Source organism: Variovorax sp. YR566 (assembly GCF_051992195.1).
In the GTDB taxonomy this organism is placed as follows: domain Bacteria; phylum Pseudomonadota; class Gammaproteobacteria; order Burkholderiales; family Burkholderiaceae_C; genus Variovorax.
The window spans coordinates 5,148,621-5,172,673 of sequence record NZ_CP197092.1 but is presented as its reverse complement, the minus strand read 5'-3'; the positions used below and the strand labels follow the sequence as shown (position 1 = coordinate 5,172,673).

Annotated in this window: 27 protein-coding genes and 3 tRNA genes; 19 read left to right on the top strand and 11 right to left on the bottom strand. The window is 66.4% G+C overall.

Translation table 11 applies throughout. The features are described from left to right. Positions 1-3: 3 nt before the first annotated feature. Positions 4-831: a MetQ/NlpA family ABC transporter substrate-binding protein gene (locus ACTG4X_RS24260; RefSeq protein WP_097198624.1), complete on the top strand. Its 828-nt coding sequence runs from the start codon at positions 4-6 to the stop codon at positions 829-831. A gap of 25 nt (positions 832-856) precedes the next feature. Continuing rightward, the gene (locus ACTG4X_RS24255; RefSeq protein ID WP_093176862.1) at positions 857-1,207 is read left to right on the top strand and encodes a hypothetical protein; all 351 of its coding nucleotides are present in this window, start codon (positions 857-859) and stop codon (positions 1,205-1,207) included. A 15-nt stretch (positions 1,208-1,222) separates the two neighbouring features. Here the strand turns inward: ACTG4X_RS24255 and ACTG4X_RS24250 are convergent, their stop codons facing one another. The 3 genes from ACTG4X_RS24250 to ACTG4X_RS24240 form a co-directional block, all read right to left on the bottom strand. Beyond that, positions 1,223-2,578 (bottom strand): LLM class flavin-dependent oxidoreductase, encoded by a 1,356-nt coding sequence (locus ACTG4X_RS24250; protein ID WP_440532091.1) that lies wholly within the window; start codon positions 2,576-2,578, stop codon positions 1,223-1,225. Beyond that, a complete protein-coding gene (locus ACTG4X_RS24245) occupies positions 2,575-3,408 on the bottom strand; it encodes a MetQ/NlpA family ABC transporter substrate-binding protein (RefSeq protein WP_093051747.1) in 834 nt (277 codons plus the stop codon). Before ACTG4X_RS24245 ends, ACTG4X_RS24250 begins: the two co-directional genes overlap by 4 nt. Positions 3,409-3,509: 101 nt before the next feature. Next, on the bottom strand, positions 3,510-4,412 hold the full coding sequence (locus ACTG4X_RS24240) for a LysR family transcriptional regulator (protein WP_258353770.1): 903 nt from the start codon (positions 4,410-4,412) through the stop codon (positions 3,510-3,512). Between the two features lie 136 nt (positions 4,413-4,548). On the opposite strand from ACTG4X_RS24240, the gene ACTG4X_RS24235 reads away from it, so the two are divergent. After that, complete coding sequence (locus ACTG4X_RS24235; protein WP_307614928.1) at positions 4,549-5,568, top strand: aldo/keto reductase; 1,020 nt, start codon at positions 4,549-4,551, stop codon at positions 5,566-5,568. A 3-nt stretch (positions 5,569-5,571) separates the two neighbouring features. On the opposite strand, the gene ACTG4X_RS24230 is transcribed toward ACTG4X_RS24235, so the two are convergent. Beyond that, entirely contained in the window at positions 5,572-6,501 is a 930-nt protein-coding gene (locus tag ACTG4X_RS24230) for an alpha/beta fold hydrolase (protein WP_440532090.1), read from the bottom strand. 126 nt (positions 6,502-6,627) lie between these two features. Here ACTG4X_RS24230 and ACTG4X_RS24225 point away from each other — a divergent pair, with 126 nt between their 5' ends. Next, positions 6,628-7,689 (top strand): aldo/keto reductase, encoded by a 1,062-nt coding sequence (locus tag ACTG4X_RS24225; RefSeq protein ID WP_440532089.1) that lies wholly within the window; start codon positions 6,628-6,630, stop codon positions 7,687-7,689. 1 nt (position 7,690) lies between these two features. Here ACTG4X_RS24225 and ACTG4X_RS24220 read toward each other — a convergent pair whose 3' ends face one another. After that, complete coding sequence (locus ACTG4X_RS24220) at positions 7,691-8,281, bottom strand: hypothetical protein (RefSeq protein WP_440532088.1); 591 nt, start codon at positions 8,279-8,281, stop codon at positions 7,691-7,693. A 92-nt stretch (positions 8,282-8,373) separates the two neighbouring features. Between ACTG4X_RS24220 and ACTG4X_RS24215 the strand changes: the two genes are divergently transcribed. From ACTG4X_RS24215 to ACTG4X_RS24200, 4 genes are read left to right on the top strand one after another with little or no spacing between them, the layout of a single operon-like run. Further along, positions 8,374-8,868, top strand: coding sequence for an aminoacyl-tRNA deacylase (locus tag ACTG4X_RS24215; RefSeq protein ID WP_426389502.1), 495 nt, complete (start codon positions 8,374-8,376; stop codon positions 8,866-8,868). 8 nt (positions 8,869-8,876) lie between these two features. Further along, entirely contained in the window at positions 8,877-9,686 is an 810-nt protein-coding gene (locus tag ACTG4X_RS24210; RefSeq protein WP_440532087.1) for a DUF6348 family protein, read from the top strand. A gap of 30 nt (positions 9,687-9,716) precedes the next feature. Continuing rightward, complete coding sequence (gene plsY, locus ACTG4X_RS24205; RefSeq protein WP_093051725.1) at positions 9,717-10,355, top strand: glycerol-3-phosphate 1-O-acyltransferase PlsY; 639 nt, start codon at positions 9,717-9,719, stop codon at positions 10,353-10,355. A gap of 12 nt (positions 10,356-10,367) precedes the next feature. After that, entirely contained in the window at positions 10,368-10,721 is a 354-nt protein-coding gene (locus ACTG4X_RS24200; RefSeq protein ID WP_093051722.1) for a RidA family protein, read from the top strand. A 7-nt stretch (positions 10,722-10,728) separates the two neighbouring features. Here ACTG4X_RS24200 and ACTG4X_RS24195 read toward each other — a convergent pair whose 3' ends face one another. Both ACTG4X_RS24195 and ACTG4X_RS24190 read right to left on the bottom strand, forming a co-directional pair. Next, positions 10,729-11,373 (bottom strand): retropepsin-like aspartic protease family protein, encoded by a 645-nt coding sequence (locus ACTG4X_RS24195; protein ID WP_093051719.1) that lies wholly within the window; start codon positions 11,371-11,373, stop codon positions 10,729-10,731. Between the two features lie 13 nt (positions 11,374-11,386). Continuing rightward, positions 11,387-11,872, bottom strand: coding sequence for a YajQ family cyclic di-GMP-binding protein (locus ACTG4X_RS24190; RefSeq protein ID WP_440532086.1), 486 nt, complete (start codon positions 11,870-11,872; stop codon positions 11,387-11,389). Positions 11,873-11,917: 45 nt separating this feature from the next. Between ACTG4X_RS24190 and murB the strand changes: the two genes are divergently transcribed. Continuing rightward, entirely contained in the window at positions 11,918-12,970 is a 1,053-nt protein-coding gene (murB, locus tag ACTG4X_RS24185; RefSeq protein WP_093077901.1) for a UDP-N-acetylmuramate dehydrogenase, read from the top strand. A 7-nt stretch (positions 12,971-12,977) separates the two neighbouring features. After that, positions 12,978-13,820: a glycine-rich domain-containing protein gene (locus tag ACTG4X_RS24180; RefSeq protein ID WP_093051705.1), complete on the top strand. Its 843-nt coding sequence runs from the start codon at positions 12,978-12,980 to the stop codon at positions 13,818-13,820. Between the two features lie 81 nt (positions 13,821-13,901). Here the strand turns inward: ACTG4X_RS24180 and argG are convergent, their stop codons facing one another. The 4 genes from argG to ACTG4X_RS24160 all read right to left on the bottom strand — a co-directional run bounded on the left by argG (position 13,902) and on the right by ACTG4X_RS24160 (position 16,714). After that, positions 13,902-15,242: an argininosuccinate synthase gene (gene argG, locus ACTG4X_RS24175; RefSeq protein ID WP_093051703.1), complete on the bottom strand. Its 1,341-nt coding sequence runs from the start codon at positions 15,240-15,242 to the stop codon at positions 13,902-13,904. A gap of 23 nt (positions 15,243-15,265) precedes the next feature. After that, complete coding sequence (locus tag ACTG4X_RS24170) at positions 15,266-15,592, bottom strand: pyrimidine/purine nucleoside phosphorylase (RefSeq protein WP_093051699.1); 327 nt, start codon at positions 15,590-15,592, stop codon at positions 15,266-15,268. 125 nt (positions 15,593-15,717) lie between these two features. Continuing rightward, entirely contained in the window at positions 15,718-16,302 is a 585-nt protein-coding gene (locus ACTG4X_RS24165) for a hypothetical protein (RefSeq protein ID WP_093051696.1), read from the bottom strand. 58 nt (positions 16,303-16,360) lie between these two features. Further along, a complete protein-coding gene (locus ACTG4X_RS24160) occupies positions 16,361-16,714 on the bottom strand; it encodes an ArsC family reductase (protein ID WP_097198633.1) in 354 nt (117 codons plus the stop codon). Between the two features lie 36 nt (positions 16,715-16,750). On the opposite strand from ACTG4X_RS24160, the gene folC reads away from it, so the two are divergent. From folC to ACTG4X_RS24115, 9 genes are all read left to right on the top strand, one after another. Continuing rightward, complete coding sequence (gene folC / locus ACTG4X_RS24155; RefSeq protein ID WP_440532085.1) at positions 16,751-18,058, top strand: bifunctional tetrahydrofolate synthase/dihydrofolate synthase; 1,308 nt, start codon at positions 16,751-16,753, stop codon at positions 18,056-18,058. 61 nt (positions 18,059-18,119) lie between these two features. After that, positions 18,120-18,995, top strand: coding sequence for an SPOR domain-containing protein (locus ACTG4X_RS24150; RefSeq protein WP_093051687.1), 876 nt, complete (start codon positions 18,120-18,122; stop codon positions 18,993-18,995). A gap of 21 nt (positions 18,996-19,016) precedes the next feature. After that, complete coding sequence (locus ACTG4X_RS24145) at positions 19,017-19,502, top strand: CvpA family protein (RefSeq protein ID WP_093176887.1); 486 nt, start codon at positions 19,017-19,019, stop codon at positions 19,500-19,502. A gap of 12 nt (positions 19,503-19,514) precedes the next feature. After that, the gene (gene purF / locus ACTG4X_RS24140; protein WP_097198635.1) at positions 19,515-21,017 is read left to right on the top strand and encodes an amidophosphoribosyltransferase; all 1,503 of its coding nucleotides are present in this window, start codon (positions 19,515-19,517) and stop codon (positions 21,015-21,017) included. A gap of 11 nt (positions 21,018-21,028) precedes the next feature. Continuing rightward, on the top strand, positions 21,029-22,249 hold the full coding sequence (locus tag ACTG4X_RS24135) for an O-succinylhomoserine sulfhydrylase (RefSeq protein WP_093176888.1): 1,221 nt from the start codon (positions 21,029-21,031) through the stop codon (positions 22,247-22,249). Between the two features lie 7 nt (positions 22,250-22,256). Continuing rightward, positions 22,257-23,645 carry a glutamate--tRNA ligase gene (gene gltX / locus ACTG4X_RS24130; protein WP_097198636.1) on the top strand — a complete coding sequence of 463 codons (1,389 nt, stop codon included), beginning with the start codon at positions 22,257-22,259 and terminating at the stop codon, positions 23,643-23,645. A 36-nt stretch (positions 23,646-23,681) separates the two neighbouring features. Then, positions 23,682-23,757: transfer RNA gene (locus ACTG4X_RS24125), tRNA-Ala, on the top strand. A gap of 51 nt (positions 23,758-23,808) precedes the next feature. Further along, positions 23,809-23,884: transfer RNA gene (locus ACTG4X_RS24120), tRNA-Glu, on the top strand. Positions 23,885-23,954: 70 nt separating this feature from the next. Continuing rightward, positions 23,955-24,031 (top strand) — tRNA-Asp (locus tag ACTG4X_RS24115). Positions 24,032-24,053 lie beyond the last annotated feature (22 nt).

Here is a 24,053-nt window from a genome sequence, read left to right as displayed (position 1 = left end):
CTCATGAAAACCGCATTCCTGCGCCGTTCCGTTCTCGCCCTGTCCCTGGCTGCCGTCTCGTTCGGCGGCCTCTCGCTGCAGGCCCACGCGCAAGACCCCGCCAAGAAGAACCTCGTGATCGGCGGCACCGCCGGCTCCAACGCCGACCAGCTCAAGGCCGGCATCGTGCCCATCCTCGAAAAGAAGGGCTACAAGGTGAAGCTGGTCGAGTTCAACGACTACGTGCAGCCCAACCTAGCGCTGGCCCAGGGCTCGCTCGACGCCAATTTCTTCCAGCATCAGGTGTACCTGAAGAAGTTCGCGGCCGACCAGAAGCTCGACCTCGCCGAACTGGTGCAAGGCCCGATCGCGCCCATGGGCGTGTACTCGACCAAGCGCAAGACGCTGGCGGACGTGAAGGAAGGCGACCGCGTGACGCTGCCGAACGATCCGAGCAACCTGGCCCGCGCGCTGGTGCTGCTGGAGCAGAACAAGCTGATCACCATCAAGACCGGCATCGATCCGCTGCGCGCGTCCGAAAAGGACGTGGCCGAGAACCCGAAGAAGCTGAAGTTCATTCCGCTCGAAGCTGCGCAGCTGCCGCGCTCGCTGGGCGACACCGAGTACGCCATCGTCAACGGCAACTTCGCGATCTCGTCGGGCCTGAAGCTCACCGAGGCCGTGGTGCTCGAGAAAACGCCCGACTACTACCTGAATGTGGTCGCCGTGAAGACCGCCGACAAGAACACCCAGTGGGCCAAGGACATCGCCGATGCCTACCGCTCGAAGGAGTTCAAGGCCGTGGTCGACAGCAAGTTCCAGGGCTACGCCAAGCCCAGCTTCCTGCAATAACTCTTCCCGCAAGAAAAGGACTCCCATGCCCGTTCTGGCCGTATTCGATGCTCAGGGAAGCTGGCGCGACACGCACGTGTGCGACGGCTGGATCACCGAACACCTGGCCGGGCAGGGCGTGAGTTGGGGGCGTGGCAAGAAGAAGGGGCAGCGCGTGCTCGACAGCGCGGGGCTGTTCTACGTGCCGACTGCCGACGGCTACCTGGGGCTGCTGCTGGAGGCTGGCGAGTGGGCTGCCATGCCGGCTGGCAAGCCGCATTTCTTCGATGCAGGCGAGGCTGAGTCGCTCGACGGCTTGCCTGCCGCGCTGCCGCTGTTCGAAGCTTTCGTCGAAGAAGTGCTGTCCCTTACGGGTAACGACGCCGACGAAGAGTGAAGGGCGCGGCCGGTCTCAGGCCGCCAGCCGCTGTTGCGCCGCTCGACCAGCGGGCCGCGCCAGCCCCAGATGGTCGCGCAGCGTGCGGCCTTCGTACTCGGTGCGGAAGATCCCGCGCTTCTGCAGGATCGGCACCACGCCGTCGACAAAATCCTGCAGCCCATGCGGCAGCGCATCGGGCATCAGGTTGAACCCATCGGCCGCACCGGCCCTGAACCAGCGCTCGATGTCGTCCGCGATCTGCTCCGGCGTGCCGACAATCACGCGGTGCCCCCCGCCGCCCGCCAGTTCGCGAATCAACTGCCGCACCGTGTAGCCGTGGGTGCGGCCTGCCTCGACCACCGCATTGAAGAAGGTGTGGTTGCCGTTGCCATTGCCGGGCAGCGGAAGGTCTTCAGGCAGGCGCTCGTCGAGCTTCAGGCGGTCGGGCGTGATGCCCAGCGTGCCGGCGATGCGCGTCAGGCTGTAGTCCCACGGAATCAGGTCGACCAGCTCGTCGCGCCGGCGGCGGGCTTCGGCCTCGGTGCTGCCGACGATGGTGGTCAGGCCCGCGAGCACCTTCACTGCGTCGGGGCCGCGGCCCAGTTCGGCGGCGCGTGTCTTCAGCGCGCGGGCATACGCCAGAGATTCCTCGAACGACTGCGAGGCCGAGAACACTGCCTCCGCATGGCGGGACGCCAGCTCGCGCCCGTCGGCCGAAGCACCGGCCTGCACCAGCACCGGGTGGCCCTGCGGCGGGCGCGGCAGGTTCAGCGGGCCCTGCACCGCGAAGTATTCGCCGCGGTGCGCAATGGCGTGCACCTTCGTTGTGTCGATGAAGCTGCCGGTGGCCTTGTCGCCGATGAAGGCGTCGTCTTCCCAGCTGTCCCACAGCGTCTTCACGATGTCGGTGAACTCCGAGGCGCGCGCATAGCGCTTCGCATGGTCGGGCGTGGCGTCGAGGCCGAAGTTGCGTGCTGAGGGCAGGTCGGCCGTGGTCACCACGTTCCAGCCCGCGCGGCCGCCGCTCACATGGTCGAGCGTGGCGAAGCGGCGGGCGATGTTGTAGGGCTCGTTGTAGCTCGTCGAGGCAGTGGCGATCAGGCCGATGTGCGTGGTGGCCGCGGCCACGCAGGCCAGCAGCACCGTGGGTTCCAGTGCGGTGATCGGGCGGAAGTTGATCTGGTCGACGATGGCCGCGTTGTCGGCGAGAAACACCGCATCGAGCTTGGCCGCCTCGGCGATCTGCGCCGTTCGGATGTAGTGCCGGATGTCGGCAAAGGCCCGCGGATCGCTCTCCGGCAGGCGCCATGCCGAGGGCACGAAGCCCGAATGCAGGATGTTGACGTTGAGGTGCAGTTGCCGGGGCTTGGGGCTGGTCGAAAGGCTCATTGGGAGAAGTAGTCGGGCAGCCGGTAGCCGGCCCATGTCGGGTTGGCCCTGAAGAAGCGCTGGAACTCGGCCGACTGGTAGGCCGCCGCAATGTCTTTTGCGAACTGGGCTTGCTCGTTGCTGCGCTTGACGGCCACCACGTTCACGTAGGGCAGCGTCATGTTCTCGAGCTTGAGCGCATCGGTGAGCTTCAGGCCCGAGGCCACCGCGAAGTTGCCCTGCACGGCCGCGATGTCGGCATCGGCCAGCGAGCGCGGGGCCTGCGCGGCTTCGAGCGGCACCAGCTTCAGGCGCTTCGGGTTGGTGGCGATGTCGCGCTCCGACACGGCCAGCGGGCTCACGCCCGGCTTGAGCGTGACCCAGCCGACGGCCGCGAGGATGTTGAGCGCGCGCGCCGCGTTCACCGGGTCCGAAGGCAGCGTGACCGTGGCGCCGTCGGGCACCGTGTCGAGCGACTTGTGGCGCTGCGAGTAAAGGCCCATCGGCGGCGTCGGCACATGCACCACCGGCACGAGGTCGAAGCCCTGCTGCTTGTTGGTGGCGTTGAGGTACAGCGTGTGCTGGAAGATGTTGGCGTCGATCTGCCCGCGCTCGACTGCGTCGTTGGGCTGCACGCCCTGGCTGAACTCGACGTACTTGACGGTGTAGCCGAGCTTCTTCAGCTGGGGCTCGATGCCATTCGTGAAGGCATCGCGGTACGGGCCGGGCATGAAGCCCACGCGCAGGTCGGCGGCGTGGGCGGAAACCTGAAGAAGCAGGCTCAGGGCAAGGCCGCCGAGCAGTGGGGCGGACCAGCGCGCCAGCGAGGGCGCGCGCGAAGAAAAGCGCATGACAGGCAACTCCGGGAGGCAAGAGGGAGCTGCGCACTCTAGGTCGCGGTGCGTGCGGCGCGAACGAAGATTCGTGCGCTTCGATATCCGCTTGTCGAATATCAGGCGGGCTGGCCTTCGTTCTTCAGGAAGTCGACGAACGCGCGCAGCGGCGCGGGCATGTGCGTACGGCTCGGGTAGTACAGGAACGGCCCCGAAAAACTCTGCCACCAGTCTTCGAGCACGGGCACCAGCGTGCCGCGGTCGATGGAGGGCCGCAGGTATTCGTCGAAGGTGTAGATCAGGCCCAGGCCCGACTCGGCGGCGTGCAGTTCGAGGTCGAGCATCGACGCGATCAGCGGCCCGCCCGGCGTGATCTTGACGGCCTTGCCCTTGCGCACGAAGCCCCAGGTGGCGAGCACGCCGCTCGGGAAACGGTGGGCGATGCAGGCGTGCTGCAGCAGGTCGGTCGGGTGCCTGGGCGTTCCGTGCTTCGCCAGGTAGGCAGGCGACGCCGCGGCCACGAAGCGCTGCGTGCGAGGGCCCAGAGGCACGGCGATCATGTCGCGCGCAATGCTCTCGTCGTAGCGGATGCCGGCGTCGAAGCCCGCGGCGAGCACGTCGATGAAGGTGTCGTTGGTCGTGATCTCCAGCGTGATGCCCGGGTGCTCCGCCAGGAAGCGGCTGGCCAGCGGCGGCAGCACGCGCTGCGTCACGATCGTCGGTACGTTCAGCCGCAGCGTGCCGGTGGGGCTGTCGCGAAAGCTGTTGAGCGTGTCGAGCGCGCCCGCGATGTCGTCGAGCGCGGGCGAGATGCGGTCCAGCAGCCGCTGGCCGGCTTCGGTGGGTGTGACGCTGCGCGTCGTGCGGTTCAGCAGGCGCACGCCAAGCTGCGCTTCGAGGCGCCGCATGGCCTCGCTGAGCGAGGAGGGCGATACGCCGCGCAGCGTGGCGGCGCCGCGAAAGCCGCGCGCCCGGGTCACGGCAACGAAGGCGCCGAGATCGGAAAGATCGGGATCGGTCATGGCGGGATTGTGCGTTTTTCTGCACAACCCGTGCGCTGCCGGACGGATTATCGAACGGGCCGATTCCTTCCAGACTAGCGCCATGGCGTTCGAAATCGCGACCGGCCACAGTCAAAAAGTCAGAAAGGACACTGCAATGAACACACTTCAACTCGGCACCAAGGCCATGAACGGCCCCAAGGTCTCCGCCTTCGGCCTCGGCTGCATGGGCATGTCGGGCATGTACGGCCCTTCGGATCGCGCAGAAAGCATCGCCACCATCCACGCCGCGATGGACGCAGGCATCACGCTGCTCGACACCGGCGACTTCTACGGCAGCGGCCACAACGAAATGCTGATCGGTGAAGCGCTCAAGGACCTCAAAGGATCGCAGCGCGACGCCGCACTGGTCAGCGTGAAGTTCGGCGCCATGCGCGACCCGGCCGGCGGCTGGGTCGGCTACGACGCGCGGCCCGCGGCGGTGAAGAACTTCGCCACCTACTCGCTGCAGCGCCTGGGCGTGGACCACATCGACATCTATCGCCCGGCGCGGCTCGACCCGAACGTGCCCATCGAGGACACCATCGGCGCCATCGCCGACCTGGTGAAGGCGGGCTACGTGCGCCACATCGGCCTGTCGGAAGTCGGCTCGCAGACCATCCGCAAGGCGGCGGCCGTGCACCCGATCTGCGACCTGCAGATCGAGTATTCGCTGATCTCGCGCGGCATCGAGGACGACATCCTCGCGACCTGCCGCGAGCTGGGCATCGGCATCACCGCGTACGGCGTGCTCTCGCGCGGCCTGATCAGCGGGCACTGGAAGAAGGATGCGGCGGGCGAGAAGGATTTCCGGGCGCACAGCCCGCGCTTCCAGGGTGAGAACGTGGACCGCAACCTCGCGCTGGTCGATGCGCTGCGCAAGATCGCCGAGGCCAGGGGCGTCACCGTCGCGCAGATTGCCATTGCATGGGTGGCGGCGCAGGGCGACGACATCGTGCCGCTGATCGGCGCGCGGCAGCGCACGCGGCTGGAAGAAGCGCTGGGCGCGCTGAACGTGAAGCTGGCGGCCGACGACTTCGCAGCCATCGAGCGGGCGGTGCCGAAGGGCGCTGCGGCTGGCGACCGCTATGCGGCGGCGCAGATGGCGAGCCTCGACAGCGAATCGCGCCGCGCCTGAGCCTCAGTTCGCGAGGAATTCCTCGATCATCCTCGCCACGCGCTGCGGCTGGTCGTGGTGCAGCATGTGACCGGCGTCTTCGAGGCGCTCGATGTGAGTGTTGGCAACTGACTTCAGGCGCTCGTGGAATTCGTCGAGCGTGTAGCGGTTCTTCCACCAGCCCTTCAGGCTGTCGTCGGATGCCTCGACCATCAGCAACGGAGCGGTGATGCGCGCGTAGAGCGCCAGCGTTTCGTCGACGCGGAAGATGTGTGCGTTGACGATCTTGTGCGCCGCCTCGCCGAGGATCTGCCAGCGTTCGCTGCCGTCGGGCTGCGCGTGGTTCACCGACCAGTGGCTGGCCAGCCAGTTGGCCTTGTCGGGCGTGAGGCGGGGGTTGGTCTTCATGAGGCGGCGCGCCACGCCGTCCACGGCCGAATAGCCAGCCAGCGCCATCTCGCCGCGATGCAGGCGCTTGAGCTCGTCGATCCATTGGCCGTAGCGCGCGGGCGCTTCCTCGGGCTTGCGCGCGGGCATGCCGAAGCCTTCGAGATTGACCAAGCGGCGGATGCGCTGGGGCCGCACGCCGGCGTAGTGCATGACGACGTTGCCGCCCATGCTGTGGCCGACGAGGTCGACCTGCCGGGCACTGTCGTCTTCGCCTGCGTAGTGGTCGAGCAGCCACTCGAGGTCTGCCAGGTAGTCGGCGAGCCAGTAGTTGTCGACGCCGCCGCCGTCGGTCAGGCCGAAGCCGCGCCAGTCGGGGGCGATGATGAAGCGGTCTTCCTCCATCGCATCGACCACGAACTGCCACGATGCGGCCACGTCCATCCAGCCATGCACCAGCACGAGCGGCGGGCGCTCGTCGGAGGGCTGGCCCCAGAGGCGCACGTGGTAGCTGAGGTTGCGCACGGGCACGAATTCGCTGCGGGAGGGGCGGAGGGCTTGGTACATGGGCGTCGATGATAAAGAGGCCTTTGTGCTGACGCAGTCCGGCACAGGACAGCGGGCGGGGGCGGAACGCTCGGGTTTTGATGGGGCGGCCAGCAGGCTGTGGGGCGGGGCGGTAGCATCCCGCGCATGAAAAAGATCCAACTCGGTCAAAGCGACCTGCACGTCACCCCGATCTGCCTTGGCACGATGACCTTCGGCGAACAGGTCGACGAGCCCACCTCCCACGCCATCCTGAGTCGCTCGCTCGAGCGCGGCGTCGACTTCATCGACACCGCCGAGATGTACTCGGTGCCCACGCGCAAGGAAACCTACAGCGTCACCGAGACCATCATCGGCAACTGGTTCGCCGCCAACCCCGGCGCGCGCGAGAAGCTGGTGGTTGCGACCAAGGTGGCCGGCCCTTCGCGCGGCATGCCCTGGGTGCGCGAAGGCAGCGGCATGACGGCAGCCGACATCGAAGCCTCGTGCAACGCCAGCCTGAAGCGGCTGCGCACGGACGTCATCGACCTCTACCAGATCCACTGGCCGGAGCGTCACGTGCCGCTGTTCGGCAACATGTATTACGACCCGGCGAAGGAAACCTCGAAGACGCCGATCCACGAGCAGCTCGAAGCGCTGGGCAAGCTGGTGAAGGCGGGCAAGGTGCGCGCGATCGGCCTGTCGAACGAAACGCCCTACGGCGTGCACGAATTTGTGCGGCTGGCCGAACAGCACGGGCTGCCGCGCGTGGCGACGGTGCAGAACGTGTACAGCCTCATCAGCCGCGGCCACGAGAACGGGCTGGACGAGACGATGCACCGGCTGGGCGTGTCGCTGCTGGCGTATTCGCCGCTGGCCTTCGGCCTGCTGACGGGCAAGTACGACCAGAGCGGCATCGAAGGGCCGGATGCGCCGAAGGGCGCGCGGATTTCGAGCTACGAATCGGTGCGCAAGCAGCGTTGGGGCCGCCCCGATTCGCTGCGCGCGGCCAAGCGCTACAACCAGCTGGCCCGCGACAACGGCCTGACGCCGACGCAGCTGGCGCTGGCCTTCTGCTACACGAAGTGGCAGGTGGCGAGCACGATCATCGGCGTGACCTCGGTGGCGCAGCTGGAAGAAGACCTGGACGTGTACGGCACCACGTTGTCGGCGGAAATCCTGGCGGAGATCGACAAGATCCGCTGGGAGATTCGCGACCCTGCTGCGTAATTCAACGGCCACATTCGCCCTGGGCGGCGGCCAGGGCGAGGGCTGGCAGGCTCAGCAGGCCCATGTTGCCGCCTTTGAACTGGCCCTTCATGCAGTCGCCGTGTGCAGCGCTTGCGACGCCTGCGCTCAACCTGGAATCAAAGGCTGAGCGCGGGGGGCCGTTGAGGTTCTGGCCGGCGCGTTCCGCGAATGGGCGCTCGCGGCCGATGTCGCGCAGGGCGCGGCGGGTGCTTTCCGAATGAAGGATCAGCGGCGCGAGGGGTGTCGTGGCTTGCGGCGGCTGTGTGGCTGGCGTAGCGGGGACGGTGATCGCCTTGCCGCGAGCAGTTCGGGGCATGCGCGTGGTTGTCGCGCGTGTGGTCGCAGTCGTGGTTTGCGGCGCCGCTTCCCGCGGTGCGGGAGGCACGGCCTTCACTGGGGCTTCGACCTGCACCACCTCCATGACCATTCGCTTCACCGGGGCGGTCTCGCGGCCGTGCGACTGCGTGGCGACCAGCAGCAGCCAGAGCACCGCCGCGTGCATCGCCACCACGGCCAGCACCAGCCCGAGGTAGAACGAAGCCGTGGCCACCGGGGCTGGCGTATGCTGCATGGCTGGAACGGAATTCAATGTGGTACGGCAGATTTTTTGCCATGGAACACCAGGTTTTCTGAAGCGATCCTGAACCCGCAATTGCCACCGAGATGGCCAAGAAAAGCACTCACACCTCCGAGACGCCCGCCACCCAGTTGCTGCGCGCGCACAAGATCACCTTCACCGAGCACCCCTATGAGTACGTCGAGCACGGCGGTGCGCAGCGCGGCGCCGAGATGCTCGGGCTCGACCCGTTCACCGTCATCAAGACGCTGGTCATGCAGGACCAGGACGCCAAGCCGCTGATCGTGCTGATGCACGGCAACCGCACGGTGTCGACCAAGAACCTCGCGCGGCAGATCGGCGCCAAGTCGGTCGAGCCCTGCAAGCCCGAGGTGGCGCAGCGGCACAGCGGGTACATGGTGGGCGGTACTTCGCCGTTCGGCACGCGGCGCGAGATGCCGGTGTATGTGGAATCGACCATCCTCGAACTGCCGAGGATCGTGCTCAACGGCGGGCGCCGCGGCTACCTGATCGGCATCGATCCGCAGGTGTGCGTGGCGCTGCTGGGCGCGAAGCCCGTGCAATGTGCGCTGGCAGAATAGCCGGCGCCATGGCGACATCCTCGTCTTCCGACTTCTTTCCCCTGCGAGCCGCTGGCAACCCGGGCCAGGGCACGGCGTTCGCACTTGCCTTTCGCAACGACGAGCGCGAATGGACCGAATCGCTCGACCTGTCGGCGTTGCTGCGCGACGCACTGCTGGCGCGCGGCCAGGCCGCCGCGCTCGCACGCGATGGCTGGGTCACGCTGTCCGACGGACTCTGGCTGCTGCCGCAGATCCTGAGCTACTCGCGCGCCGAGGACGGCAGCGTACGCACCTCCAGCACCATCGAGGTGGCCCATGCCGGACTCTTGCCGCAGGGCGTCTTCGAGTACCAGCATTCGGGCGGCGAAACCACCGAGCAGGCCCTGACCCGCGGGTTCGGCCTGTGGGCGCAGGTCGATCTGGTTGTGTTCCAGGATGCGCTGGGCGGTGAACTCGCCCACTGCACGTCGATGGACATGAGCTGGAAGGAGGGGCGGCAGCGGCGCGTGCTGTTCGGCCCCGTGGCGCACCGGGCGGCGTTGCCGGCGGCCGAGGTTGAGGAAGAGCACCCGTTCTGCCCCTGCTGCCTGTTCACCAATACCTGGGACGCCTTCAAGCCGCAGATCGAATCGGACAGTCTCCACGCCGTGCGCCTCTATGCCGCGCGCGACACCGAGGGCCAGGTGCAGGCCGACTGCCGCGTCAACGGCGAGGACTGGCCCGCCGGCGCCGAGGCCCTGCGCGCCTATGTGACACAGTGGCCCGACCGCGGCTTCGAGTTTCGCAAGCAGTATGTTGTGATCCAATCGCCGCCCCAGGCGCTCGTCGCCGAATAGAACAACAACCATCCCCCGCGGAGTGCCGTCTTGAGTTTCAACTTGCCTTCCCTCATCGCCATCGTGGCGTCGTACCTGATCGGCTCGCTGTCCTTCGCGGTCATCGTGAGCAAGGCACTCGGCATGGCCGATCCGCGCAGCTACGGCAGCAAGAATCCCGGCGCCACCAATGTGCTGCGCTCGGGTAATAAAGGTGCGGCACTGGCCACGCTACTGCTCGACGCTATCAAGGGCTGGGTGCCGGTGTTTCTGATTCACCGGTTCGGCGCGCAGTGGGGGCTGGGAGAGGGCGTTGCCGCCCTGGCCGGCCTGGCAGCGTTTCTTGGCCACCTGTATCCGGTGTTCTTCGGCTTCCAGGGCGGCAAGGGCGTGGCTACGGCGGCAGGCGTGCTGGTGGGCGTCGCGCCCTGGCTGGGGCTGGCCACCGGCGCCACCTGGCTGATCATCGCCGTCTTCTTCCGCTACTCGTCGCTGTCGTCGCTGGTGGCGGCCTTCTTCGCACCGGCCTACTATCTGATCGGCGGCGGCATCGCGTGGCCGCTCGACCGCACAGTGCTGATCGCGCTCATCGTCATGAGCCTGCTGCTGATCTGGCGGCACCGCGAAAACATCCGCCGGCTCGCGGCCGGCACGGAGTCGAAGCTCGGCTCCAAGAAGAAACAGGACTGAAGAAAGAACACCATGGCCTCCATCACCCGCTTCCACGTCGGCCCCCGTCTCTCGGAGACGGCCGTGCACAACGGCACCATCTACCTCGCGGGCCAGGTGCCTGACGACACCTCGCAGGACATCCGCGGCCAGACCACGCAGGTGCTGGGCATGGTCGATCGCCTGCTGGCCGAGGCCGGCAGCGACAAGTCGCGCATCCTCATGACGCAGATCTTCCTGGCGGACATCACCGACATCACGGCGATGAACGAGGTGTGGGACGCCTGGATTCCGGCCGGCAACACGCCGCCGCGCGCCACCGTGCAGGCCAAGATGGCCAATGCGGCCTACAAGATCGAGATCGTGGTGACGGCCGCGCAGGCCTGACGCTCAATCAATAGCGTTTTTCGAGGACCATCTGGTCCGCGTCGCGCCGCATCGAGAAGCGATTGATGAAGCTGTTGCCCAGCAGCACGAAGGGCATGGCCTGCGGCGAGACGATGGCGTCGATGTCGTAGACCTCCACGTCGCCCACGCGCACCGATTGCAGCCGCAGCTTGTAGCCCGAAGTCGTGCCGTTGGCGGTGTTCATCATGACGCGCTGGCCCTTGCTGTAGTCGAGCCCGATGCGCTGGGCGTCGTCGGCCGAGAGCGCGATGGACGTCGCACCCGTGTCGAGCATGAACGTGACCGGCCGGCCGTTGATGGCGCCTTGCGTCATGAAATGCCCGCGGCTGTCGGCCGACAGCACGACACGGTTTCCGCCCCCGCCTGAGCTGCCACCGCCGCCGATGCTGACCGGCGTGTCCATGCGCAGGCTGACGCGCTTGCCGTCGAGTTCGACCACGGCCTGTTCGGCCTGCAGCGAGAGCAGTTTCACGCCCTGGTAGCTCTCGCCTACCGCCACGGTCTTGGGCGGGTTGCCGTTCACGATCAGGATCGCGCGGCTGCCGATGCTGCCGGTCAGGGTGACCGAGCCGGCGGCATGCGCCACTGCAGCGGCAGCCAGCAGCTGCGCTGCGACGACGAGGGCTTTCATGAAGGGAGCCCGCTCAGTCGCGGAAGTTGTTGAACGTGAGCGGCATGTCCGGCACGTCCTTCTTGATGAGCGCCATGGCGGCTTGCAGATCGTCGCGCTTGGCGCCGGTGATGCGCACCGCGTCGCCCTGGATGGCTGCCTGCACCTTGAGCTTGCTGTCCTTGACGATGCGGGTGATTTTCTTGGCCTGCTCGCTTTCGATGCCGCTCTTGACCTTGATGACCTGCTTGACCTTGTCGCCGCCCACCTTCTGGACGTCGCCCTTGTCGAGGAAGCGCACATCGACGCTGCGCTTGGTGAGCTTGCTGCGCAGGATGTCTTCCACCTGCACGAGCTGGAACTCGGCGTCGCCGATCATGGTGATCTCCTTGTCCTTGAGCTCGACGGCGGCGGCCGTGCCCTTGAAATCGAAGCGCGTTCCGATTTCCTTGGCGGTGTTCTCGACCGCGTTCTTCACCTCGGGCAGGTTGGGCTCGCAGACGGTATCGAAGGACGGCATGGACTCTCTCCTGAATTCACTGGTGCTGGATGCGACAATTCTCCCATGATCGTGGAGTCCAACGTCCCGCTGCAGCCCTACAACAGCTTCGGCATCGTCGCGCGTGCGCAGCATCTGGCGCGCATTGCGGGCGAGGCCGACCTGGTCGCGCTGCGCGCCGATCCGGCATGGCGCGACGCGCCCCGGTTCGTGCTGGGCGGCGGCAGCAACATCGTGCTCACGGGCGACGTCAAGCCGCTGGTGCTGAAGATCGAGATCAAGGGCCTTCGGCTGGTGGAAGAAACGCCGCGCGCCTGGATCGTCGAGGCCGGTGCCGGCGAGATCTGGCACGACGCCGTCGAGTGGATGGTGCGCAACGGCTACCCGGGGCTGGAAAACCTGGCTCTCATTCCGGGCACGGTGGGCGGCTCTCCGGTGCAGAACATCGGCGCCTACGGGGTCGAGTTGCAAGACCGCTTCGATTCGCTCGACGCCTTCGACCTGGAAACCGGCCGCAGCTTCACGCTCGACGCCGCCCAATGCGCCTTCGGCTATCGCGATTCGGTGTTCAAGCACGTGCGCAGCGGCCCGAACGACTTCGGCCTGGCGGGCAGGGCGGTGATCACTCGCGTGCGATTTCGCCTGCCCAAGCCGTGGAAGGCCGTGGTCGGCTACCTCGACCTCGAACGAAAGATGGAGGAAACCGGCAACTTCACGCCGAGCGCTCAAGACGTCTTCGACTGGATCTGCGCGATTCGCCGCGCCAAGCTGCCCGACTGGCGCGTGCTGGGCAACGCCGGCAGCTTCTTCAAGAACCCGACCGTCACGCCCGAGCAATGCGCGGACATCATCGCGCGCGACCCCAAGATCGTTCACTACCCGATGGACGACGGCAGCATCAAGCTGGCGGCCGGCTGGCTCATCGATGCTTGCGGCTGGAAGGGCAAGTCGGTGGGCAACGCTGGCGTTTACGAGCGGCAGGCGCTGGTGCTGGTCAACCGCGGCGGCCGCGAGAACCCGGTGACGGGCGGCGAGGTGATGACCCTGGCCAAGGCCATCCAGACCAGCGTGTACGAGCGTTTCGGTATCCGGCTGGAGCCGGAGCCGGTGGTGGTCTGACGGCAGCATGGATCTCGACTTCCTGCACCTGAATTTCCGCCGCCGCATCGGCGCGCTGCTATGGGCCCGGCGGGCGGTGCCGCTCATTGCGTTGCTCGCGTTGTTTCTGGGCTCGCGCCGCTGGGGCTCGGTGGTGGCCGTGATTGTGGTGGCGCTGCTGTTTTCGGCGGTGCTCAAGTTCCTCGAAACCAGCTTGCGGCGCCAGTTCATCCGCGAAGCGCGGCTGCCGCCATTCCTTGTCGGCAAGCTGTGCGAGGCGCATCCGCAGCTCAGCCGGCGCGACGCCGAACTGGTGCTGCGCGGCCTGCGCCAGTTCTTCATGGCGCACCTGCGCAGCGAGCGCAAGTTCGTGGCGATGCCTTCGAAGGTGGTCGACACGGCCTGGCACGAGTTCATCCTGCACACGCAGGGCTACCAGAACTGGTGCAAGGCGGCCTTCGGCGGCATGCTGCACCACAGCCCGGCCGAGGTGCTGGGCAAGGATGCCCGGCGCAACGACGGCCTGCGCCGCACCTGGTACTGGGCCTGCAAGGAAGAAAGCATCGATCCGCGCAAGCCGGCGCGCCTGCCGCTGCTGTTTGCGCTGGACGTCAAGTTCGCGATCGACGGCGGCTTTCACTATGTGCCCGACTGCCGGGCGGTCGAGCGGTACATCGGCTCGGACGCCCAGTGCGGCACCAGCTTCGGGGAATCGTCTTCGTCGGATGGTGGCAGCGCGGGTGATGCCGGTGGGTTCGGCGGCAGCGAGTCGTCGAGCAGTGGCGGTGACGGCGGCTCCGGCGATGGGGGCGGCTCATCTGACGGCGGTGGCGGGTGTGGCGGCGGCTGCGGTGGAGGTGGCGGGGACTGACCCTCGCAGCGCACCAATGAAAAACGGGCCCCGAGGGGCCCGTTGTCGTTTCTGCCTCGCAGGGGAGGCAGAGAGCGGCGATCAGCTCGCGTCGCCGTCGTTGGCCAGCTTCGGCAGCGAAGCGCCTTCGCCCGACGACAGCAGGCCGACCCGGGTGTAGATCGCGAGCTTCTCGCGCGTGTCGACGATGTCGAGGTTGCGCATCGTGAGCTGGCCGATGCGGTCCAGCGGCGTGAACGCGCCCTCGACCTTTTCCATGCTCAGGCGCTCGGGCTTGTACGTCAGGTTGGCCGATTCGGTGTTCAGGATCGAGTAGTCGTTGCCGCGGCGCAGCTCGACCGTCACTTCGCCGGTGATGGCGCGCGCCACCCAGCGCTGCGCCGTTTCGCGCAGCATGATGGCCTGCGGGTCGAACCAGCGGCCCTGGTACAGCAAGCGGCCGAGGCGGCGGCCGTTGTCGCGGTACTGCTCGATGGTGTCTTCGTTGTGGATGCCGGTGACGAGACGCTCGTAGGCGATGAACAGCAGCGCGAGGCCGGGGGCCTCATAGATGCCGCGGCTCTTGGCCTCGATGATGCGGTTCTCGATCTGGTCGCTCATGCCCAGCCCGTGGCGGCCGCCGATGCGGTTGGCTTCGAGGATCAGGTCGACCAGGTTGGCGTAGCGAACGCCGTTCAGCGCAACGGGCACGCCTTCTTCGAAGCGCACCGAGACGGTTTCGCGCTTGACTTCGACTTCGTCCTTCCAGAAGGCCACGCCCATGATCGGCTGCACGATCTGGATGCCGCTGTTCAGGTGCTCGAGGTCTTTGGCCTCGTGCGTGGCGCCGAGCATGTTCGAGTCGGTCGAGTAGGCCTTTTCGGCCGACATCTTGTAGGCGAAGCCTGCCTTCTGCATGAACGCCGACATTTCGGCGCGGCCGCCCAGCTCGTCGATGAAGACCTGGTCGAGCCACGGCTTGTAGATCTTGAGGTTGGGGTTGGTCAGCAGGCCGTAGCGGTAGAAGCGCTCGATGTCGTTGCCCTTGTAGGTGCTGCCGTCGCCCCAGATGTGGACGTCGTCTTCCTTCATGGCCGACACCAGCATCGTGCCGGTGACGGCGCGGCCCAGCGGCGTGGTGTTGAAGTAGGTGACGCCGGCGGTGGTCACGTGGAAGGCGCCGGCCTGCAGGGCGGCGATGCCTTCGTTGGCCAGCTGCACGCGGCAGTCGATGAGGCGGGCATTTTCGGCGCCGTAGAGCATCGCCTTGCGCGGGATCTCGTCGTAGTCGGGCTCGTCGGGCTGGCCGAGGTTGGCGGTGTAGGCGTAGGGGATCGCGCCCTTGTTGCGCATCCAGTGGAGCGCCGCGCTGGTGTCCAGGCCGCCCGAGAAGGCAATGCCGACCTTCTGGCCGGCGGGAACGTTTTGGAGGATGGTCGACATGTCAGGTTTCCCGGGTTCGCGGTTCAGCCGAAGTGGCAGATGTAGCTGTAGGGCTCGCCGCTCACGCGGATCTGGAAAGTGGAGTTGCCCGGCACGCTGAACTTCTGGCCGGGGCCCGAGGCCACCCATTCGCTGGTGCCCGACAGCAGGTATTCGCAGCTGCCGGCGGTGCCTTCCATGATCTCGGGGGCGCCGGTGTTGAAGGTGAGGGTGGACGGCAGGATCACGCCGACCGATTTCTTCGTGCCGTCCGCGAGCGTGAGGCTGTGGCTCACGCATTTGCCGTCGAAGTACACATTGGCCTTGGTGGCCACTGCGGCGCTGTTCAGAGTGTCGGTAGTCGTCGTCATTGGGTGGCGCCGGCGCCTGGGCGGTCGGCAAATCGAGGACGCACCGCACCAGCGGCGCACCCGTCAAGGGTTGGAAAAGTCCTCGATTTTAGGGGCTCGGGCGGCATGGGCCGCCGGCCGGTGGCTCAGCGGTGCCAGCCGCGGTATCCGCCACCCCAGCCGCCACGGTAGCCGCCGCCCCAACCGCGCGAATAGCCGAGGTTCAGCGAGATGCCGACCGGCGGGTAGACGTAAGGATAGGCATAGGGGTACGCATAGGCCGGCTGCACGTAGACCGGATCGGCATATACCGGCGCCGGCTGGTAGACCGGGGCGGGGGCGTTGGAGACCACTACGCCCGGTTCGGGCACCACGTTGTCCCAGGGAGAGCCTCCGGACTGCGGGGCGTAGCCGCCGTTGTTGGCCTCGACCGGATAGGTCTGCACCTGCGACTGCGGCGCCACCGGCGAGGTCGTCACGCCGTAGCCGCTGGCCTGGATCGGAATGGTCGCGCCGGGCTGGCTGTTCATGCGGGTGGTGTACTGACGCCCGTTGTACTCGTAGGTGACGTTGTAGTTCACGTCGCTGCCGGTCGTTTCGCGGATCGGGGTGGCGGAAATCACCCGGGCCTGGACCACCTGGTTCTGCTGGGCGTGCACGACGCCGGTGCCCGCGGCCAGCGTGCCGGCCACGGAAATGCCGGCGAGGGTGCGAAAAACGAGTTTGTTCATGGTGTGTCTCTCCTGCAGATCGCGGTTTGACGCCGGGCTGTAGGTCGGGTTCCGGGGTTTACACGGCGTTGACAGCCCAGGATTCGGCGTCGAACCCTGTCGTAACGGGCTTTTTCGGGCCCCAGTTGACCACCGGCCGCTTGATCAGGCTGGGGTTGGCCAGCAGCACCGCGCGGGCCGAACCGGCGTCGACCACGCCTTCTCGGGTGGCGTCGTCCAGCTTGCGCCAGGTGGTGCCCTTGCGGTTGACCAGGGCCTCCCAGCCGGGCTTCTTCAGCCACTGGTCGAGCTCGGCTTCGGGCACGCCCTGTTTCTTGAAGTCGTGGAAGGTGTAGGCCACGCCATGTTCATCGAGCCAGGCGCGGGCGCGCTTGACGGTGTCGCAGTTCGGGATGCCGTATAGGGTTGTCATGGCCGCGATGATGCCCCGAGCGGCGGGTCGGCGACAATGCCGGCCTCCATGGAAACCCTTAACGACTGGCTCGCGCGCGCCGAGCAACTCCATCCCAAGAACATCGAACTCGGGCTCGAGCGCGCCAAAGAAATGGCGCAGCGCCTCGGCCTGCGCTTCGGCTGCCCCGTCATCACGGTGGCGGGCACCAACGGCAAGGGCTCGACCTGCGCGATGCTCGAATCGATCCTCATGCACGCGGGCTATCGCACGGCGGTGTTCACCTCGCCGCACCTGGTGCGCTTCGAAGAGCGGCTGCGGCTCAAGGGCGAAGCCGTCGATGCTTCCAAACTGATAGCAAGCTTCGAAGTGGTGGAAAAGGCGCGCGGCGACATGCCCTTGACCTACTTCGAGTTCACCACGCTCGGCATCCTGCATTGCATGATCGAGGAAAAGCCCGACGTAGCGATCCTCGAAGTCGGCCTGGGTGGGCGGCTCGACGCGGTCAACATCATCGACACCGATTGCGCGGTCATCACCAGCATCGACCTCGACCACATGGAATACCTCGGACCCGACCGCGAAAGCATCGGCTTCGAGAAGGCCGGCATCCTGCGCCCGGGCAAGCCCGCCATCGTGAGCGACCCGATGCCGCCGCAGAGCGTGATTGACCATGCCAACGCCATCGGCGCCGACCTCTGGCGCTTCGGAACCGACTTCAACGTGTCGGGCGACAAGCAGCAGTGGGGCTGGTCGGGCCGTGGGCGGCGCTACAGCGGGCTGGCCTATCCGGCGTTGCGCGGGGCCAACCAGCTCATCAATGCGGCCGGCGTGCTTGCGGCGCTCGAAGCGCTGCGCCCGCAACTGCCGATCACGGCGCAGGCCGTGCGCAACGGGCTCGCGATGGTCGAGTTGCCGGGCCGCTTCCAGATCGTGCCGGGCGAGCCGGCGCTGGTGCTCGATGTGGCACACAACGCCCATGCCGTGGCCGCGCTGGCCGAGAACCTCGATGCGATGGGCTTCTACCCCACCACGCATGGCGTGTTCGGTGTGATGGCCGACAAGGATCTCGCACCGATCCTCGCGCGCATCGGGCCGCTGATCGACCGCTGGTACTTCACCGACCTGCCCACCCCGCGCGCGGCCAAGGCGGCCGACCTGCTGGCCAGCTGGCAGGCGCAGAACACGCGCACCGATGCCTCAGGCAGCGTGTACGCGGGCCCGATGGAAGCGTTGCGCGCAGCCATCGAGCAGGCGGGGCCCGCTGATAGAATCGTGGTCTTCGGATCGTTCTTCACCGTGGGTGGCGTGCTCGAAAACGGCACCCCCCGGCTGCAAGCCAAACACCTGCTGCCAGGCGGCTGATCGTCGGGCTGTCCATACCATCTGGCACCACCTCGCTGCACTCCTTCAGGGATCGAACTTCATGGCGTTTTTCAAGTTCCGCACGCGCGGCCCACAAGGCAACGAAGGACGCAGCGCCCCGGCCGCTGTCCCTGCGGAAAGTGTCGAAACCATGCGTCGGCGTGCGCGCCACCGGCTGCTCGGTGCAGCGGTGCTGGTGCTGCTTGGCGTGATCGGTTTCCCGCTGCTGTTCGATACGCAGCCGCGCCCCGTGTCGGTCGACATTCCCATCGAGATTCCAGACCGCAACAAGGTCAAGCCGCTGCCCGTGCCCGCCACGCCGGCACCCGCCACGAGCACCGCGCCGGTTGCACCCGACAACAGCAGCTCGCGCGTGGCCTCGGCATCGCCCTCGTCCGGCGGCATGATCACCGAGACCGCCGACGGCACGGTGATCGACTCCGGCAAGCCCGTGCCCAGCACGCCGCCCGTCGCGGCCGCCGAGCCCAAGCCTGAACCGAAGCCCAAGCCCGAGCCCAAACCGGAGCCGAAGCCCGAACACAAGCCGGAACCCAAACCAGAGCCCAAGCCGAAGCCCGAAGCCAAGCCGGACCCCAAGCCCGAAGCGAAGCCCAAGTCGGCCGCCTCGGACGACGGCGCCCGAGCCCGTGCGCTGCTCGAAGGCAAGCCCGTCACCACTGCTGCCAAGCCCGCCGCTTCCGATGAAGGTGGCCGCTTCGTGGTGCAGGTGGGCGCTTTCGCCGATGCCGACAAGGCGCGCGAAGTGCGCCAGAAGCTCGAAAAAGCCGGCCTCAAGACCTATGTGCACGTGGCGAAGACTGCCGACGGCGAACGCACGCGTGTGCGTGTCGGCCCCTTCAGTTCACGTGCCGAGGCCGACCGCGCGGCGGAGAAGGTCAAGGGCTTGTCTTTGTCGGCCGCGATCCTCACGTTGTAAGAGCCGTCGCCAGCTGTTGCCGTGGCCTTGCTCGACTGGATCGCCGTCGCGCTCATCGGGGTGTCGATGCTGTTCGGCCTGATGCGCGGGCTGGTGTTCGAAGTGATTTCGCTGATCGGCTGGGTGGCAGCCTTCATTGCAGCCCAGTGGCTGGCTTCCGGTGTGGCGGCATGGCTGCCGTTCGGCGATCCGCAGGGGGCGTGGCGCTATCCGCTGGCCTTCGTGCTGGTGTTCGTGGCGGTGGTGTTCAGCGTGGGCCTTGTGGCCGCGCTCACGCGCAAGTTGATCACGGTCGTGGGGCTGCGGCCGGTGGACCGGATTTTGGGAGCAGCGTTCGGAGCGGCGCGGGGTGCGGTGGCCCTGCTCGTGCTGGCCGTCGTTGTTCATTTGCTGGTGTTGAGCGACAGTGCCTGGTGGCACGAGTCGCGCAGCGCCATTGTTCTCGATGCGGCATTGCAGGGCCTCAAACCCTCGCTGCCTGAAAAGTTGGCAAGCTACCTGCCCTGAGAGGAATCGTTCATGTGTGGAATCGTCGGCGTTGTCAGCAGCGCACCCGTCAATCAGCTGCTCTATGACGCGCTGCTGCTCCTGCAGCATCGCGGCCAGGATGCCGCTGGCATCGTGACCTTGCTCGAACGCAAGTTCTTCATGCACAAGGCCAAGGGCATGGTCCGCGACGTGTTCCGCACGCGCAACATGCGTGCGCTGCCGGGCAATGTGGGCCTGGGCCAGGTGCGCTACCCGACCGCCGGCAATGCGTACAGCGAGGAAGAGGCCCAGCCCTTCTACGTGAACGCGCCGTTCGGCATCGTGCTCGTGCACAACGGCAACCTGACCAACGCGCATGCGCTGCGTTCGGAGCTGTTCTCCACCGACCACCGCCACACCAACACCGAGAGCGACTCCGAAGTGCTGCTCAACGTGCTGGCGCACGAACTCGAGCGCTCCTCGCGCGGCGTGCCGCTGCATCCGGCCGAAGTGTTCGCCGCGGTCAAGAACATGCACAAGCGCCTGCGCGGCTCGTACGCCGTGGTGTCGCTGATTGCCGGCCACGGCCTGCTCGCTTTCCGCGACCCGTACGGCATTCGCCCGCTGTGCATGGGCCGCAGCGCCGACGGCACCGTGATGGTGGCGAGCGAATCGGTCGCGCTGGAAGGCTCGGGCCATGTGTTCGAACGCAACATCAACCCGGGCGAGGCTGTGTTCATCGACCTCGAAGGCAAGGTGCATTCGATGCAGTGCGCCGAAGCGCCGACGCTGAACCCCTGCATCTTCGAATTCGTGTACCTCGCGCGTCCGGACTCGGTGCTCGACGGCATCTCGGTCTACCAGGCGCGTCTGAACCTCGGCGAAACGCTGGCCAAGCGCGTGGTGTCGACCGTGCCGCCGAACCAGATCGATGTGATCATCCCGATTCCCGAATCGAGCCGGCCGAGCGCCACACAGCTCGCGCACCTGCTGGGCGTGCCGTACCGCGAAGGCTTCGTGAAGAACCGCTACGTCGGCCGCACTTTCATCATGCCGGGGCAGGGCGTGCGCAAGAAGTCGGTGCGCCAGAAGCTCAACGTGATCGCCAGCGAGTTCAAGGGCCGCAACGTGCTGCTGGTCGACGACTCGATCGTGCGCGGCACCACCAGCCGCGAAATCGTGCAGATGGCGCGCGACGCCGGCGCCCGCAAGGTCTACCTGGCCAGCGCCGCGCCGCCGGTGCGCTACCCCAACGTCTACGGCATCGACATGCCGACCAAGGACGAACTGGTGGCGCACGACCGCACCATTGAAGAAATCCGCGAACTGATCGGCTGCGACGCGCTGATCTACCAGGACGTCGACGCCATGAAGCGCGCCATTGGCTCGCTCAACCCCAAGCTCGACGGCTTCGACGCCTCGTGCTTCGACGGTGTGTACGTGACCGGCGACATCGACACCGACGCCATCTCGCGCATGAACGGCAACCGTCCCCGCGTCGAAGAGACCGAAGAAGACTCTTCGCGTCTCGCACTCCCCAACCACAGCGAGTGAGAGCCAAAGAAGTGACCGACGAACGAACCCTGCCGCCCGGACTGCATCGCGACACGCTCGCGCTGCGCACCGGGCTGGCGCCGAGCCAGCACGGCGAGCACTCCGAGGCGCTGTTCCTGACAAGCGGCTTCGTGCAGCCCGACGCCGAAACCTCGGCGCGCCGCTTTGCGGGCACCGAAGCGGGCTTCACTTATTCGCGCACGTCCAACCCGACGGTGGCGAGCTTCGAGCAGCGCCTTGCAGCGCTCGAAGGCACCGAGGCCGCCATCGGCGCATCGACGGGCATGGGCGCGATTCTCATGATGTGCATGGGCCTCTTGAAGGCCGGCGACCACGTGATCTGCTCGCGCTCGGTGTTCGGCTCCACGCTGAACCTGTTCGGCAAGGAGTTCGCCAAGTTCGGCGTCGAAACCACTTTCGTCTCGCAGACCGACGTGGCGGAATGGCGCGCGGCGCTGAAGCCCAACACCAAGCTGTTGTTCGCCGAAACCCCGACGAATCCGCTGACCGAGGTGTGCGACATCCGGGCGCTCGCCGATCTTGCGCACGGCGCGGGCGCGCTCCTGGCCGTAGACAACTGCTTCTGCACGCCGGCGCTGCAGCGCCCCACTGAACTGGGCGCCGATCTCATCATCCATTCGGGCACCAAGTACCTCGACGGCCAGGGCCGCGTGATGGCTGGCGCGATCTGCGGGCCATCGAAGCTCATCGTCGACGTGTTCGGCCCCGTGGTGCGCACCGCCGGCATGGCGCTGTCGCCGTTCAATGCGTGGGTCGTGCTCAAGGGCATGGAAACGCTGGGCATCCGCATGCAGGCGCAATGTGCGAACGCACTGGCCGTTGCGAAATGGCTCGAAGCGCAGCCGGGCATCGCACGCGTCTATTACCCGGGACTCGCTTCGCATCCGCAGCATGAACTGGCGATGCGCCAGCAGGCGGGGAAGGGCGGGGCGGTCGTGTCCTTTGACGTGGTCGGCAACGACCCCGAGACGGCGCGCGCCAATGCCTTCCACGTGATCAACAGCACGCGCGTGGTCAGCATCGCGACCAACCTCGGCGACACCAAGACCATCATCACGCACCCCGGCACGACCTCGCACGGGCGCCTCACCGAAGTGCAGCGCCAGGCCGCAGGCATCAGCCAGGGGCTGATCCGCCTCGCGGTCGGCCTCGAGTACATCGACGACATCACGGCCGACCTGCAGCGCGGCCTGAGCACCCTGACAACCTGATTGATTCATGACCGGCAAAGTTCGCACCCGCATCGCACCGTCTCCCACCGGCTTTCTTCACCTGGGCACGGCCCGCACTGCGCTCTACTCGTGGGCCTATGCGCGCCACCATGGCGGCGAGTTCGTGCTGCGCATCGAAGACACCGACGTGGCCCGCTCCACGCAGGACTCGACCGACCAGATCCTCGCGTCGATGCACTGGCTCGGCCTCGATTACGACGAAGGCCCGATCTACCAGATGCAGCGCCTGGAGCGGTATCGCGAAGTGATCGCGCAGATGCTCGCGGCTGGCACGGCCTACCACTGCTACTGCACGCCGGCCGAACTCGACGAGATGCGCGAGGCGCAACGCGCACGCGGCGAAAAGACGCTGTACGACCGCCGCTGGCGTCCCGAGCCGGGCAAGGTGCTACCGCCCGTGCCCGAAGGCGTGCCGCCTGTTGTGCGCTTCTGCAATCCGCCCGAAGGCGACGTGACGTGGAACGACCTCGTCAAGGGCGAGATCACCATCAACAATCGCGAGATCGACGACCTCATCATCCTGCGGCCTGACGGTGTGCCCACCTACAACTTCGCGGTGGTGGTCGACGACTGGGACATGAACATCACGCACGTGTTCCGTGGCGACGAGCACATCAACAACACGCCGTGGCAGATCAACATCTTCCGCGCGCTCGGCGCACCGTTGCCCGAGTTTGGCCATGTGCCCGTGATCCTCGGCGACGACGGGCAGAAGCTGTCGAAGCGCCGCGGCGCCGTGAGCGTCACGGCCTATGAAGACAACGGCTACCTGCCCGAAGCGATGCTCAACTACCTCGCGCGCCTCGGCTGGAGCCACGGCGACGACGAGCTCTTCACGCGCGAGCAGATGGTGAGCTGGTTCGACGGTTCGCACCTGTCGAAGAGCCCCGCGCAGTGGGATGCAGCCAAGCTCGCGTGGGTCAACGCGCAGTACATCAAAGCGAAGAGTGGCGACGAACTTGCACCGCTTGTTGCAGCACAGTTGCAAAAGCGTGGCATCGCGGCCGACGAGCGTTTGCCTGCGATCTGCGCGCTGTTCAAGGACCGTTGCGACACCACGGTGGCATTGGCCGACTGGGCTGCGGCGTTCTATGCGGACATCAACGTGAGCGATGCCGATCGCGCGCAGCACATCACTGATGCAGTGAAGCCAGCGATCGCAACGCTCGCAGAAAAATTGACGATGGCTGCCTGGGATAAGGCCTCGATCGCAGTTATCATCAAAGAAGTTCTCGCGACACATGCATTGAAAATGCCGGTGTTAGCGATGCCAGTACGAGTGCTTGTGATGGGAACATCGCAGACACCGTCCCTCGATTCAGTGCTCGAAATTTTTTCCCGCGAAAAAGTTATCGAGCGATTGAAAAAGGCCTGAAAAATCGGGCTATAATTCGAGGCTCGACACCCACACGGGGGTATAGCTCAGCTGGGAGAGCGCTTGCATGGCATGCAAGAGGTCATCGGTTCGATCCCGTTTACCTCCACCATCAAAGTGTCGAGAAGGTATGAAGTGCTGATCGCAGCACGTCCAAGGTTTTGACCCTATCGTCTAGAGGCCTAGGACACCACCCTTTCACGGTGGCTACCGGGGTTCGAATCCCCGTAGGGTCGCCAGTTTCACTTCGGTGAAGCAGGCACAAGTGGCAACACTTGGCTCCGTCAAACGAGCGAACGTTGTCTACCAGGAGTGGTAGTTCAGTTGGTTAGAATACCGGCCTGTCACGCCGGGGGTCGCGGGTTCGAGTCCCGTCCACTCCGCCAAGCTTAGAAGCCCTTGTAAGTC